The sequence below is a fragment of the Mesorhizobium sp. 01N446 genome, assembly GCF_056399285.1.
On sequence record NZ_JBFTRA010000009.1, the window covers coordinates 219,876 to 232,661 of the forward strand.

Genomic DNA, 12,786 nt, shown 5'->3' on the forward strand with positions numbered 1-12,786 from the left:
TTGGCATCGGAATGGCAATAGCGGGTTGACTGTCGGCGCAGGTTAGATAATTTTCGTTCTGCCTTGAGAGAAGCGGCCCGGGGCACCTCTGGAGAATCAAGCCGCGTGATAACCGACGATGGGGGAGCCCTTACGTCGTAGACAACGAGCAGCACGGCTGCCCAAACACAACTCCTAACAACAACAATCCGGCTTCCACGCCCCGTTCAGCGGCGTTGCGGCCACTAAAAAACATGGAGCAAAGTGATGACCAAAATTGTCGAATATCAGGATGGTGACGTGACGGTTCTATCGCGGAACCCGTTGCGAGGCGCACTGGAACTAGTGACCGATGACGACGACACAACCGTCCTCGAACTGGACGGGGACAGCGCCGAGTGGCTGGTGTCGGCTCTCCTCGAATTTCTCATGGAAGGCAAAGGCCCAGAAACGCCAAAGATGACTGTTGAACCGAGCACTGACGCCGCCAAAAGTCGCGACCAAGTGCTAACTGCCATTTTTGAAGGTATCCTCGCGGCCTATCAAGCGACGCTCTATGAAAACAATGATCCGTTTGATAACTGCGCGACCTTTGCAGAAACGGCCTTGGCATCGCTGGAATCTGGTGGCTTCAAAGTAGTGCGCTAACCCAAATTGCTACCTGCACGGTTCTGGACGACCGTGCAGGTGTACATCGAAGGCTCTTCAAGTCGGACAACCTGTCCGGGTTGAAGGTTAGGCCGCCGCGCGAGCCCCGACGATCTCAGAAAGGCCACGCCAGCGCCAGGACCACGCCAGCGGAGAACGCGAAGGCGAGGAACGGCATCAGGCCTGCCCCTTCGCTGGCGCAGCCGCCAACCCCGCAGCGAGTGCACGGTCATTCATATCAGCGGTCGCCCCTGCGAGTTGGATGACAAAATCGGACATCCATTCCCTGCACATCGTAAAGCGGTTTATCGAACCATCCGGCTTATGGAATTGGAAGGCCAGGTATTTGCCGTCGTCGGATGTTCCCAACCAATAGCGCTTGATCAGCGCGTCATCGAAGCTGCCGAACTGGGCTTTGAAGTTTGCCCGGTTCTGTTCGACCTGGTGAGCGAACTCGGGCGGCGCCTGCCACCATTTCTCTATCGGCTTATCGACCATTGATGGACCTCACGGCATCACGGACTATGAGGGTAGCCTGACGGCGCAGCTCAGCCATGCTATCCTTGTTCATCTGTGCGCCGCCCTGCAGATAGATCGGCATCGAGAAACTGATCGGACGATTGTCGTTGCCTCCAGCCGATCCCGCGCCCGTCGAGCCCGGCCGTACATCGGCGAACTGGTCGGGCCGCGCTATGATGACCTTCTCGTTCGGGCTCTTGAAGAACTCGACCTTCTGGGTATCGCTGCTGTCGATGCCGCCGGTGGCAAAGCCGGAAATCTTGTTCTGCGCCGCAAGCGCCTGTGCGTAGGCTTGGGCATAACCAGGCGAGTATGGGCTCATCCCGGCAAGTTGCTGTGCGTAGACATCCCCACCGTGGAGAGCCGTATATCCCTGTTGCCCGCTGGATGAACCACCCGAAGGCATGCCAACCGATGACTGGCCACCATAGACAATGCTGCGGGCGATCTGCTCAGGCGACGCCCCCAACGCTTGTGAGCCGTAACCGATGCTGCCGCTGCCGACGATGCCGGCGGCTTTGAAGTTGGAACGAACGGAGGTGAGGACTTTGAGGAATTCCGCGTGCAACTGATCGCCTTGAGATGTGCTTGCACTCCCAGACGAAGATCCACCGCCGAGTGACGATCCGCTCGATTTGCTGGCAGCATTGATCTCATCGAGCAACTGCGAGGCCTTGCGCGTGTTCGCCTCGATGTTCATCAATACGGTCCAGTAGCGATTGTTTTCGGCCGTCGCGTCGCGGCCGGTAAACGCTGATTGGGGATTGGCTAGAGCGGTCGATTGGCCATTGGGAATGACCGTGCCGGCGCCGGATGGAATGACAAACTCAGGCCCATGCTCGCCGACCAGATAGGGCATCCCCGGCACGATTGGGCCGCCAGCGGCGCGGGCGCCACCGAAGCGGGTCACTGTGACGCCACTGGACCCACCGATGGTGCCATAGCTTGAGCCGGCGCCAGACGCTTCGGCACCGCCATAGTAAGACGGCACCGAATAGCCCTGCTGGGTCATATCCGACTGACCGTTGTAGCGGGTTACGCCGACCGGGCCGCCGGGCACGTCGTAAATCGACTTCGTGCCGCTGCCGACCTGCTGGGTAACGACCGTGATGTTGACGGTCTTGTCCTTGATTGCCTGAATCGCAGCGTTGAGCTGATGCGCAGCGCCCGTGTCGGCGACCAACTCCCGATTGGTCCGCACCAGCGAATCGACGAAGTTGCTGACCTTTTCGACTGGGAAACCATCGTTGATGAGCGTCTGGCGCACCATGTCGAGCCCCTGATAGACGGCGTTGACGGTGGTGTTGCCCGAGGCCATAGCGGCGAACAGCTTGTTTACGGTCGTAGTGGCGTTGGCGATCTCGGCGTTGGCATCCTTGATGTTGGCAACGTCGCCAAAGAAAGCGTCGATATTGTCCTTGCCCGCAGCCGTAGCGATTGCTTGCTTCAACATGTCAACCTGACTGGTAGTGGCGCGGAACTGAGCCTCAAGTTGCACCATTCCAGCCAACTGGTCCTGCCTGGCGTTCTGGACTGCCGCATCGACCTGTTGGAACATGCCAAGCGTGGTCTGGAGTTGGCCGGTAAGCTGGCTGCCGAACTGGCCCGCGAGAGACCTGGTAACGCCGAATCCGCTTCCGCCGCCCGAGTTCATGGTGCCGAACAGTTTGGCGATCGTAGCGTCTGCGCTGCTCGCACTGGCGCCAACATCCTTGAAGCCGGAAGATATCTCGAACAGCGTATGCTGCGCTTTCGCGTCATCTTTGACGATCGTGGCGATAGCAGTGTCGACGGGGATTGACCGCTCCAGATCCGCGGCCTTTTTTGCGGCGTCCTCCAGCGATCTGGCGAAGGCGTGAGCCTCCGCGCTCAGCTTGGGATCGAGTTCGAGTCTGCCGAGTTCGGAATAGAGCGCCTGGGCGCTGATCGTGCCGTCATGAACCCGGCCGGAAAGATACTCAAAGGCCTTCGACCCGGCCTCGCCCGTCAGCGCGTATTCACCGCCAAGCGCGTGCAAGTCGATACGAAGGGTGTTCAGCTCCGCCGAAAGCGTCTTTCGCGACTCTGCTATCTGATTGGCCAGGTCGGCCGCTGCAATGGACTTTGGAATCTGGTTGGCTTGCTCCTGGTATTGCTTCGCCGCGACCGCTGCCTCGGGGTAGGCCTTGGCTATGTCGTCGATCAGCGTCTTGTTGTTTTCCAGCACTGTGTTGACGTCCAGAATGCTGCCCTTCATGCCGCTGAAGGCCTTGATCGCCACCTCCGAACCGATCGAGATGGCCAGGAAGCCGAGGGTAAAGGGATTGAAGACAGCCGAGGCCAGGCCACCGAGCGCCGTCAGCCCGTTTCTGAGGGTCAGGACACCGGCGCCGGTACCCACCAGGCGTTCGTTCAAAACGATCAGGGAGCCTGGAATGCGGCTGAAATTGCCGCGCAGGACTTCGGCGCCCAAAACCGAAAATTCTCTCGTGACGCCGGCACCAAGTCCGGCCGCCTTGGTTTCAGCAACGCCCAATTCCGCCATGCCAACAGCAGCGGCTTTAGTGGTGACGGCAACTTCTTCGTTGGCGGTGGCGAGCCCGAGCATGGCCGGCGTGATCTTGCCGAGGTTGCCCCCTGTCGCCTCGAGTGCCGCCGCGAAATCTTTCRCTGCGATTGTGCCTGCACCAAGAGCCGCCGCACCGCCGGCAGAACCGCCGATGCTCGCCATCTCGGCGTTGACGAGTTTCGTTGCCGTGGCGACCTGGGACAACGCCGCTGTGGTGGCCGTGGTAGCCGTGCCAATCTTCGCCATGACGGCACTTGCGGCAGTGCCGCTGGTGGTCAGCTTGGCCAGCAAAAGGTTGGTCTGCTCCACGCCGGCCGAGATCTTGGCCAGGCCTTCGGAAACACCGGCTCCGTTCAACTGCGCGGAGATTTGAGCATCGAATGCGGTCGCGCGCTCTTTCGCCCGCGCAAGCGCCGCCTCGAAAGCGGTCGTATTGGCCGTAATTTGGATTGTGACGGAGCCGGCTTGTTCGGACATGGTGATTTTAGCCTACAATCAGATAAAGCGTGGTCGCATCGGCCGGCGACAGTGCGTCGTACTCAGCTTGCGAAAGCGTGGTGATGCGCTCGATTGCCGATGTCACCGCCGGGAAATCCGCCGGGGCAGTGTCATAGCTAAAAGGCGTCATCGAACAGCGTAGGGTGTGCCTGGTCGGGACGGCAAACGGCCCAATCGCCATGTTGCCGCTGACCGTCGTCGTCCCCAGTGACGGATCACCCGGATTGTTGCCCAGACGCTCGATGGTTCCCGCGCCCGACCCTGAAACCGCGATCGATAGCGTTGAATAGGCCGGCAGGCTGACGACAGTCTGTTCGTGGGGTGCGAGTGCTTTCATTTGATCCCCCTAGGCCGCTGCCGCCAGGCGGGCGCCGGGATTGTCGGCGAGATATTCAGCCTGGTTGGCGTAGAACTTGCCCAAGGCGATCTCGTCAGCCGTGGCCTGTGGGTAGACACTGCCCGGAACAACCTTGACCACCCTGTCGCCCTCTCTAACCAGCCACGGCGTGACGACGGCCTTCTTCTCGAAACGGTCGAAGGCACGTTCGTCCAGGCCGGTGGCGGCCCTGATGTCATTACGTGCTACGAGCATTGCCGCCTGCGCGGCTTCGGCGGTTTCCTCCGCCTCTCGAATCTCTGCGACCCGATCGCCGAAACGACGCTCGACTGCCAGGTCCCGAAGCTGCCCGAACTGCTCATCCAAGAGCCCGGACAGACACCCAGGGGCCGAAAGGACCGCATCCACGATCCGTTCGTCCTTAGTCCCCATAACAAAAGACATGCGCTCATTGGGGCTCATTGCCCTCACCATGGCGCGAATTTCCTGCCGCTCCAGCGCAGCGGCGAGATTGCTCGGATCCGGCGCCGGGATCGAAATTGCGGCTCTCGCCGTCTTGGCATCGGCGAAGGCCTTCGCAATCGGCGCGTAGGCCACCCTCAGGCCCGGAATATAGTTCTTGGCCGCCTCGTCCATCAGGACTTTTTCACGCCCTACCTTCGTAAAGCTCGGATCGCCATTGATGGAGGCGGCGCGTTGGCCAAACCGATCGGCTACGTCAAGGCAAAGGGTCGCGGCCTGGCGAAGGGCATCGTTGTTGATGCGGGCTACAATCTGCTGGGTGCGAATGTTCATTGACCGGCCTCTCAGGCTTTCACGCTGTTGATAAGTTCATTGCCGCGCGCGCGGCTGGCGTCCTGCCAGTTCATCCCGCCATCGGGTGCGAACTGGCCATGACGGAGCGGCCACGGGATCGAATCGGGGATGCCGAAGAACGACCGGACAGGCGTCGGGCCGACTGGCACATTCTTGTTGTCGAGAGCCATGTCATGGCCGGCCAGGTCGATGAACGCTGCCTGCAATTCGGTGAGCGCGGCGGCATAGCGGGTGCCGGCTGCGGCGTGGCTTTCGAGTAGTTCGGATGGTTTCATTTTCGTGGTCTTTCCTTCACCAAGCGGTTTGAAATGTGCAAGAATACGCGACAGGTGCCTGCCGACTGGGGTTAAGCATCTCAACGACGCCAGCGACCGAGTTCGCGATATCGTCGTGGGCGTTTGGACCGTGATCGATCGATTCCCGGCCACCACGCGCAACTCGACGCTCCAGGCCCACGATCTGATTGACCAACTTGTCGTCATCGAGCAGATCAACACTGCCGCTGTTCAAGAGCGGCAGAAGATCCCGATAAAGATCCGAGCGCGTCTTGTCGGCCACGCGGTATGTGATCCCGTGCTTGCGGAACTGTTCGCGCGGCCACTCGCCGGCATATCGATCGCCCGTAACCGATGAGATGCCATAGCTCTTCAGCAAGGCTGCAAAGTCCGACACGACAGCTTCAGGTGAGAAGGGCGGCTTGCGCTCCCGAGTGGCATCAAGCACAGCCTTGCGTTCTGCCCTGTGCCCTATGGCCAACGTCATCGAGTCGTTGCTGCCGCCAGATGGATCGACAAAGGCTTTGTAGGCCATGCCAGCCGGTGCGCGCTCCGTCACGTTCAAGCTGACACATGCCTCGACCACTTCGCGAGTGACAAAGGCTTCGATGTCAGACCGCCACTCGGCAAGCCATTCCGCCGAAGCTGCCGCATGATCACGTTCCAGGGCAGCATCGACCACGGACTGCCGAACGGTCGGGTTCATCTCCCTCGTGGTGGCCTTCCAGACAAGCGGGGTTCCATCCTTGCCCCAATAGCGCCTGTAAGCGTCCCAGAGAGCGCCCTTGCGTGCATAGGGTGACGAGGCACAGAGCAGCATCGAAGTGGGGACAGTGGCCATACCAGGCCTCACAGCGTCGAGGATGGCAAAGTCTGGCTCTGCCGCGTCATCGGTGCGCCAGAATGCGATTTCGTCGGCCAGGACAGCCGCATAGGTGTAACCACGCGTCGAGCGGAACGATGCTGTTCCTACTTCGATGGTCACTGAATTGGTAAGGTCGAATGAGTCCGCCGTTTCCCGATCGATCAGCAGCGCAAGGCTGGGGATGCCGGTCAGCATCGCCTTGATGTAGCGGACGATGACGCGGGCCTGCCGACGATCGGCTGCGATCACCAGCACAGTGGCGCGCTCGCCTGGTGCGAGGTATTGGCGGTAGTCGAAGAAGCACGCCAGGAACACGGCAACAAGGGCCATCACGAACGACTTGCCGCCACGGCGCCCGACGATGAGCCAAGCCTCGCTGCCGGCCTCGGTAGGGGCTTCTGTGCGTCCTGTGTGGTGCTTGAACGTCGCCAGTTGATCGTCCGACATCGGCAAGCCAAAGAACGCCGCGAGGAAGGCGAACCACGACGCGTAGTTCTCCCGTTTCTTGAACCATGGGGCGAACAGCAGCGGGCTTTCACAGGCCTGGAGGATGTTCATGCGGCGTGGCCCGCAATGATGTCCTGAAGCGAAGGCGTCACGTCCCGTGCGCGGCGCTCAAGGCCGATGTCGGCAAGCAGGCGACGTTGCGCATTCGTCAGGGCCATGAACTCGCCAAGGTCGACAGGATCGCCTGACAGGTACGTTGCACCGGCATCCTTGATCATGGCGCCGAGCAGTGCCGCACTGTCCACAATCTCACGCTTCATGGCCGACAGGCGATCGATGCCGCCAAGGTCTTTGGCTATCTGGTCGCGAAGCTCGAATGTAGCCTGTGCCGCCCTGGTGCGGCGGTCCAGATCGTCGAGTGTGCGCAATCGGGCTTTCGGCCCTTTCGAGGACGCAACGGCCTGGCTCTCAGTGTCTATCTGGTCGGTATCTGCAAGCAATTAAATTAACTCCAAATCAGTTAATTGCAATCTACCACCGACGCGACATGCACGCAACACGATCTTATAAGAGCAATAATCTCAATGTGTTATCGGTAGACTGGCGGAGATGTAATCCGCAAGTCGGGCTGGGCCTGGAATGCGAGCGGGGAGGGGTCTTCGCATCGAGGAAAAAGCCAGCGCGGCCGGGCGTCGCTCGGTGCGGGTCTATTCGGCCTCTACATCAGAACCATCGTTTAACCGGGACAAGCGGGACATTGCGGGACATGTCACGGTATGTCACGGCAGGAAGGCGGGACAGGACGGGACATATACCTTTAGGTATGTCCCGGCTGTCCCGTCCCGGCCTACGCGAAACACCGCCACACATGATCGTCATAGAATTCCACAAGCTTGCGTTCCCTGAGAGCATCCCTTGCGCGCTGGAATGCCTTCCGTTTGGCTTCGGCTGTGTCGTCTGCTGAATGGCGATAGAAGTGCTCTCGCCAGCGTTCAATCATGACCACATTGCAGGGCGGCCAGTCTGCCCCGGTCTTCACCGCTCCATGTTCAACGATAGCGTCGTCCAGGGCGTTGAGTGCAGCACGGTTCTTGGCAGACAATGAGGAGGATTTCTCCACCTTCACGCTTGCATCGATTTCGGGAACCAGGCTGGCGCCGGCAGACACCATCCTGAAGCCCCATGAGCCGCTGCTGTCGGCATCCTTGTGGCGTTCGATTGTCAACGTGGCTGTGAGGGCATCCTTGTCGCCTTCCATACGCAAGCGGCTGTCGAAGCTTCCCCAGAAGTGAGTGTGCATCCTTGCCCGCGTGTCGTCCTGCCAGCCTGTATGAGCCACCACAAGGACGGACGCGCCTGTCTCGCGAAGGATACGCTGTATGCCATGCACCCAGGCCCGAGCGGTTTTGTCCTCGATCTCGCTGCCCTTCATCGAGCCGCCGAAAATGTCGATGACGACAAGCGAGAAGTTGCCCCGAATGTTCATAGCCTTGATCAACTCCGACACGTCGTCGGCAGTGTCGAGGCAGATCTCTTGTGGATAGAGAAAGGCCCTGCGGTCTTCATCGGGAACTGCGTGGTGCTGGTACCATGTCGGGATGCGCAGCCGACCAACGCCGTTGGCGCCCTCGGTAGCGACGAACAGGACACCACCCTCGCTCACGGCATGGCCGTGCCAGTCGCGCCCGCTATCGACCGAAAGCCCGATGTCGATCGCCAGGAACGATTTAAACGAGTTGGACTTGCCAAACATCAACGCCGTGCTGCGCTTTTGGATTAGGCCATCAACAAGCCATTCCGGTTCCGGCATAGCTTCCATTTCGGCATAGCTGAGAAGATGCATCAGTAGCCCCTCCCTGCCATGCGGCGGTACTCTCTTGCGGCAACCTCGACGTGAGAGGGTTCCGGCGCTACCACTGGTCGATACGGCCTACCCTTGAACTCGGCAACGATGCCCGAGACGTAGCTATATGACCGCGCAACCGGCTCATGCTCGATGCCCGCGTCATCAAAGCGGAACACCGCGCATTGAAGGTGATTGCGTGCAGTCACCAGATGCCGAAGGGCAGCGTCTACGTAAAGGTCTTCAGTGCTTCGGTTCGGGATCATGCTGCACCGCCGATCCCGAAAGCCAGCTCGGCTACGACACGGGCGGTTGGCGGCTTGAGACCGTAGCGTTCCCGCAAAACTTGTGCTTGGAAATTAACTGCAAATAGGCTAATTTCAAAACTGTCAGTTGCCGGGAAGCCTGACGATTTTTGGAGGCCGGAAGCGTATCGAGCGCTTTCCGGCCTCGCTTCATTCAGGGCGTTCATCGGCGCCCCCGGCTGTTATAGGCCTCAGCGGCGACTGCGCACGCCTGTTCCGTGGTCAAGCCGAACCTGAAACACAATTCTGAGATGACTGGAAAGGTGAGTTTCTGGCTGCGAAGGCGTTCGGCGAGCCATTCGGCGGCCAGGTCGAGCGCGGCAGAGTGCTCGTGTTCGGCTGGTGTCAGATACTCGCTCATGCAGCGGCTCCCGACATCACGTCTGCGAAGTAGGCGCGCAGAGTATCGCGGGACGTAACCCATTGCCGTCCGACCTTCTTTGCCGGGAGTAGGCCGCTTTCGAGGATATAGAACGCTTGACGCTCGTTCTTGAGGTTCAGCTCCCGCGCAATGGCGGCGGCGCCCCAGACAAGCCCCAGGCCCTGGTCTTCATGTGAGGGAATGTTGTTGCTCGGAATCATCCGGCAAGCTCCATAAAACTGGCGCTCGCGTGCAAATGATCCGTCAGGAATCAAAAAGGGCAGCGAGCGCGGGTTAAATTTTCCGCTTGCTCTCCGCCCTTCGGCAGCAAAGGGTTACCAGCACTTGCCGCGCATCCGCGCACCGCCTTCGCGGTCAACCCATTCGATCGCATTCGCGTCAAATGGGCGGGTAAGCTTCTAGCCCACAAGAGATTGAGCCATCCGGCTCGTTCCACCGATCGTCATCCAACGACAGTTGTTGAAATAGTTAGTACATGTTTTGTTCTATTGCAACCCTCTCCCGCTCACTATCAACAGGCACCATTCCTTGACAAGAGGATTATTTGCGACATAATGCGACATGGTCCCATTCATTCCGAATGGCTACGCGGGGAGTTGCCTTCAATGTCGGTTCGCAAACGCAAGTGGACTACGGCCAAGGGCATCGAGAAAGAGGCGTGGATTGTCGACTACGTGGACGGGCAGGGCGTTCGCAGGCTGAAGACGTTCGAGCGCAAGAAAGAGGCCGACGCCTGGGAAGCTGCAACAACCGTGCAGGTCAGCGAAGGCACTCACGTTGCCGAAAGCCAAAGCATTACGGTGAAGGCGGCCGGGGACAAGTGGATCACGTCTTGCGAGAACGCGGGCCTTGAGCGGTCAACGATCGATCAATACCGGAACCACCTGGATCTCCACATTGACCCTTACATTGGCCGCACGCTTCTATCGAAACTCGGCGTTCCTATGGTGCGCGCTTTTCAGGACAAGCTTCGCGAAGAAGGCCGATCGCCAGCTATGGTGAAGCGCGTCACTGTAAGTCTCGGCAGCATCATCGCCGATGCTCAAGAGCGAGGCCATGCAGCCCGCAATGCGGTTCGTGAGATGTCGAAGCGCCGTGGTGGTAAAGCCCGCAAGGGTGAGCGGCGCCAGAAGGCCCGGCTTCAAGTCGGTGTCGATATCCCGGCGCCCACCGAAATCAGCAAATTGCTTCAGAAGGCGGAAGGCAGATATCGCCCTTTGCTGATCACTGCGGTTTTCACAGGCATGCGGGCTTCAGAGCTTCGCGGCCTCCGCTGGAGCGATGTCGATCTGAAGAAGAATGAAGCCCACGTTCGCCAGCGCGCAGACAAGTACCACAGCGCCAAGAATGCCGAGGCCCACGATCCCATAGGCATGCCTAAGTCAGACGCGGGCCAGCGCACCATTCCGCTGCCGCCTATGGTGGTGAACACGTTGAAGGAGTGGAAGCTTCAGTGCCCCAAGGGCGAGCTCGATCTAGTTTTCCCGAATGGCGAGGGAAACATTGAATGGCACGCCAACATCATCACCCGGGGTTTGATCCCGCCGCAGATCGCCGCCGGCATAACGATCGACACCGGCAAGAAGGACGGGCAGGGCGCTCCAATTCTGGAGGCTAAATATACCGGCATGCATTCGTTGAGGCACTTCTTCGCATCGTGGTGCATCAACCAGCCGCAGCATGGCGGCCTAGGGCTTCCGCCCAAGGTAGTGCAGGAGCGTATGGGGCATTCGTCCATCACCATGACCATGGACGTATACGGCCACCTGTTCCCCAACACGAACGACGCCGACGCGCTGGCCGCTGCGGAGCAAATACTCATGTCAGCCGCCAACGCGACATAAACGCGACATGGTTTCGTCTTGGGCTTGCCGGTTCCTGCTAAGTGCTTGAAATTGTTTGGCTGGGGAACCTGGATTCGAACCAGGACTAACGGAGTCAGAGTCCGTGGGTCTACCGTTAACCTATTCCCCAAAAAGCCTTTGAAATCAAGGCTTTGGCCGAACGAGCGAAAAGCGGTTAGACACTTTTCTTGCGCGGGTTAGTCAAAACCCGTTCTCGTTTCGGGCTGGCTTGTATCACATTCGCCATGTCGATCAAGACCCCTGACACGTCTGCGGACGAAGAATAATGCTCATCCATCTCGATTGTCTCCTGGCCGAGGAAGTTCTTGATGTCCTCAAGCTTATAGCCGAGCGTCCGCAACTCCGCCGCGACCGTGTGGCGGAGGCCGTGCATCGTCAGGCCTTCGCCGGCAATGCCCTTGTCGACGCATTTGGCGAAGAATTTCCGAATCGAGGCGGTGAAGCCCATCTCGGTCCAGGGCTGGCGATCCGAGTTGAGGCACAGCATCGTCACGTCGATCTCGGCGATCGGCCATGCGGTCAGCGCGTCATCGAGAATGCGCTTCAGTTCGCCCAGTGCCGGCAGCTTCATCAGCTTGCCGTTCTTGCTCGCCCTGAACGAGATGTAGCCGTCGCGGTACGCCATGCGCGGCAGGCGCAGGATGTCGCCGCGGCGAATGCCGAGGAAGCGGGCAAGCGCCAGGGGAACCTTGTAGTGCAGAGGTGCCGCGGCCAGCACCTCGACACGCTCCGCCTTCGTCCAGGGCCGGTTCTCCTTGCGGCGGTCGGCAGGGATCTTCGCCTTCTCCAGCTCCAGACATGGATTGGTGCTGACCAGTCCATATTCCTTGCCGTGCCTGAAGGTGGACGACAGCATCGCCATCATATGGTTGGTGAAGGCGCCGCGACGTGTCTTGACCGTCTTGTCGCGCAGCTTGGCCATGAAGGCGGAATCGATCAGCGAGAGCGGCGTTCTGGTGATCGGCTTCAGATGGTCCATGTATTTGAAGTAGTCGGACCGGGTCCGGGGCGCGAGGTCGGTGAATTTCGGCGATTTCTTGTAGCTTTCCAACAGCCCGCCCAGCGTTCCGGCCTCGGGCTTTTGAGGCGCGTGCAGCTTGTCGAGACGATCGACCTCGGCGGCAAGAGCCTGGCCGGTCAATTTCGGGTCGATCGGCGTGCCGCTCTTGCGGTGATAGGCACGTTCGTTGCCCAGCCTGTCCTTGTAGCGTTTAACGCCCGTAATCTTCACGCGCATCGAGAAGCCCCAGCCAATCGTCGCCGCTCAGCGGCAGCGAATCGTCCTTGCTATCCAACCACTTGTCAAGCGCCCGCACATCGTAGCGCACGAGGCTGCCGATCCGGACCGGCGTGACCTTGACGTGCGCCTTGAGCCATTCGACCGACGCGCCACCGCAATATTGCGCGGCTTCGGCGGGCGACAGCATGCGCCTTGCGGGCAGGGGGACGGATCGTGACG

Annotated in this window: 15 protein-coding genes and 1 tRNA gene; 2 read left to right on the forward strand and 14 right to left on the reverse strand. The window is 59.9% G+C overall.

Annotation, left to right across the window (positions count from 1 at the left end; translation table 11 throughout):
* Positions 1 to 246: 246 nt before the first annotated feature.
* A complete protein-coding gene (locus AC1DPX_RS28655) occupies positions 247 to 627 on the forward strand; it encodes a hypothetical protein (RefSeq protein WP_477240846.1) in 381 nt (126 codons plus the stop codon).
* A 177-nt stretch (positions 628 to 804) separates the two neighbouring features.
* Here the strand turns inward: AC1DPX_RS28655 and AC1DPX_RS28660 are convergent, their stop codons facing one another.
* From AC1DPX_RS28660 to AC1DPX_RS28710, 11 genes are all read right to left on the reverse strand, one after another.
* On the reverse strand, positions 805 to 1,125 hold the full coding sequence (locus AC1DPX_RS28660) for a hypothetical protein (RefSeq protein WP_477240848.1): 321 nt from the start codon (positions 1,123 to 1,125) through the stop codon (positions 805 to 807).
* On the reverse strand, positions 1,115 to 4,171 hold the full coding sequence (locus tag AC1DPX_RS28665; protein WP_477240850.1) for a hypothetical protein: 3,057 nt from the start codon (positions 4,169 to 4,171) through the stop codon (positions 1,115 to 1,117). Before AC1DPX_RS28665 ends, AC1DPX_RS28660 begins: the two co-directional genes overlap by 11 nt.
* A gap of 7 nt (positions 4,172 to 4,178) precedes the next feature.
* A complete protein-coding gene (locus tag AC1DPX_RS28670; RefSeq protein WP_477240852.1) occupies positions 4,179 to 4,529 on the reverse strand; it encodes a phage upper tail fiber protein in 351 nt (116 codons plus the stop codon).
* A gap of 9 nt (positions 4,530 to 4,538) precedes the next feature.
* A complete protein-coding gene (locus AC1DPX_RS28675; protein ID WP_477240854.1) occupies positions 4,539 to 5,324 on the reverse strand; it encodes a hypothetical protein in 786 nt (261 codons plus the stop codon).
* Positions 5,325 to 5,335: 11 nt separating this feature from the next.
* Positions 5,336 to 5,620: a hypothetical protein gene (locus AC1DPX_RS28680; RefSeq protein ID WP_240565105.1), complete on the reverse strand. Its 285-nt coding sequence runs from the start codon at positions 5,618 to 5,620 to the stop codon at positions 5,336 to 5,338.
* 16 nt (positions 5,621 to 5,636) lie between these two features.
* Positions 5,637 to 7,043, reverse strand: a complete 1,407-nt coding sequence (locus AC1DPX_RS28685; protein ID WP_477240856.1) for a hypothetical protein — start codon at positions 7,041 to 7,043, stop codon at positions 5,637 to 5,639.
* Complete coding sequence (locus AC1DPX_RS28690) at positions 7,040 to 7,432, reverse strand: hypothetical protein (RefSeq protein ID WP_477240858.1); 393 nt, start codon at positions 7,430 to 7,432, stop codon at positions 7,040 to 7,042. The genes AC1DPX_RS28685 and AC1DPX_RS28690 overlap by 4 nt, the downstream gene beginning before the upstream one ends.
* Before the next feature lie 347 nt (positions 7,433 to 7,779).
* A complete protein-coding gene (locus AC1DPX_RS28695; protein ID WP_477240860.1) occupies positions 7,780 to 8,775 on the reverse strand; it encodes an AAA family ATPase in 996 nt (331 codons plus the stop codon).
* 262 nt (positions 8,776 to 9,037) lie between these two features.
* Positions 9,038 to 9,247, reverse strand: a complete 210-nt coding sequence (locus AC1DPX_RS28700) for a hypothetical protein (protein WP_477240862.1) — start codon at positions 9,245 to 9,247, stop codon at positions 9,038 to 9,040.
* Entirely contained in the window at positions 9,244 to 9,441 is a 198-nt protein-coding gene (locus AC1DPX_RS28705; RefSeq protein ID WP_477240864.1) for a hypothetical protein, read from the reverse strand. Before AC1DPX_RS28705 ends, AC1DPX_RS28700 begins: the two co-directional genes overlap by 4 nt.
* On the reverse strand, positions 9,438 to 9,662 hold the full coding sequence (locus AC1DPX_RS28710) for a DNA-binding protein (protein WP_477240866.1): 225 nt from the start codon (positions 9,660 to 9,662) through the stop codon (positions 9,438 to 9,440). Before AC1DPX_RS28710 ends, AC1DPX_RS28705 begins: the two co-directional genes overlap by 4 nt.
* 405 nt (positions 9,663 to 10,067) lie before the next feature.
* On the opposite strand from AC1DPX_RS28710, the gene AC1DPX_RS28715 reads away from it, so the two are divergent.
* On the forward strand, positions 10,068 to 11,306 hold the full coding sequence (locus AC1DPX_RS28715; RefSeq protein WP_477240868.1) for a tyrosine-type recombinase/integrase: 1,239 nt from the start codon (positions 10,068 to 10,070) through the stop codon (positions 11,304 to 11,306).
* A 56-nt stretch (positions 11,307 to 11,362) separates the two neighbouring features.
* Here the strand turns inward: AC1DPX_RS28715 and AC1DPX_RS28720 are convergent.
* The 3 genes from AC1DPX_RS28720 to AC1DPX_RS28730 all read right to left on the reverse strand — a co-directional run bounded on the left by AC1DPX_RS28720 (position 11,363) and on the right by AC1DPX_RS28730 (position 12,754).
* Positions 11,363 to 11,436, reverse strand: a tRNA-Gln gene (locus AC1DPX_RS28720).
* A 45-nt stretch (positions 11,437 to 11,481) separates the two neighbouring features.
* Positions 11,482 to 12,564 carry a tyrosine-type recombinase/integrase gene (locus AC1DPX_RS28725; RefSeq protein WP_477240870.1) on the reverse strand — a complete coding sequence of 361 codons (1,083 nt, stop codon included), beginning with the start codon at positions 12,562 to 12,564 and terminating at the stop codon, positions 11,482 to 11,484.
* The gene (locus tag AC1DPX_RS28730; RefSeq protein WP_477240872.1) at positions 12,539 to 12,754 is read right to left on the reverse strand and encodes a hypothetical protein; all 216 of its coding nucleotides are present in this window, start codon (positions 12,752 to 12,754) and stop codon (positions 12,539 to 12,541) included. Before AC1DPX_RS28730 ends, AC1DPX_RS28725 begins: the two co-directional genes overlap by 26 nt.
* Positions 12,755 to 12,786: the final 32 nt, after the last annotated feature.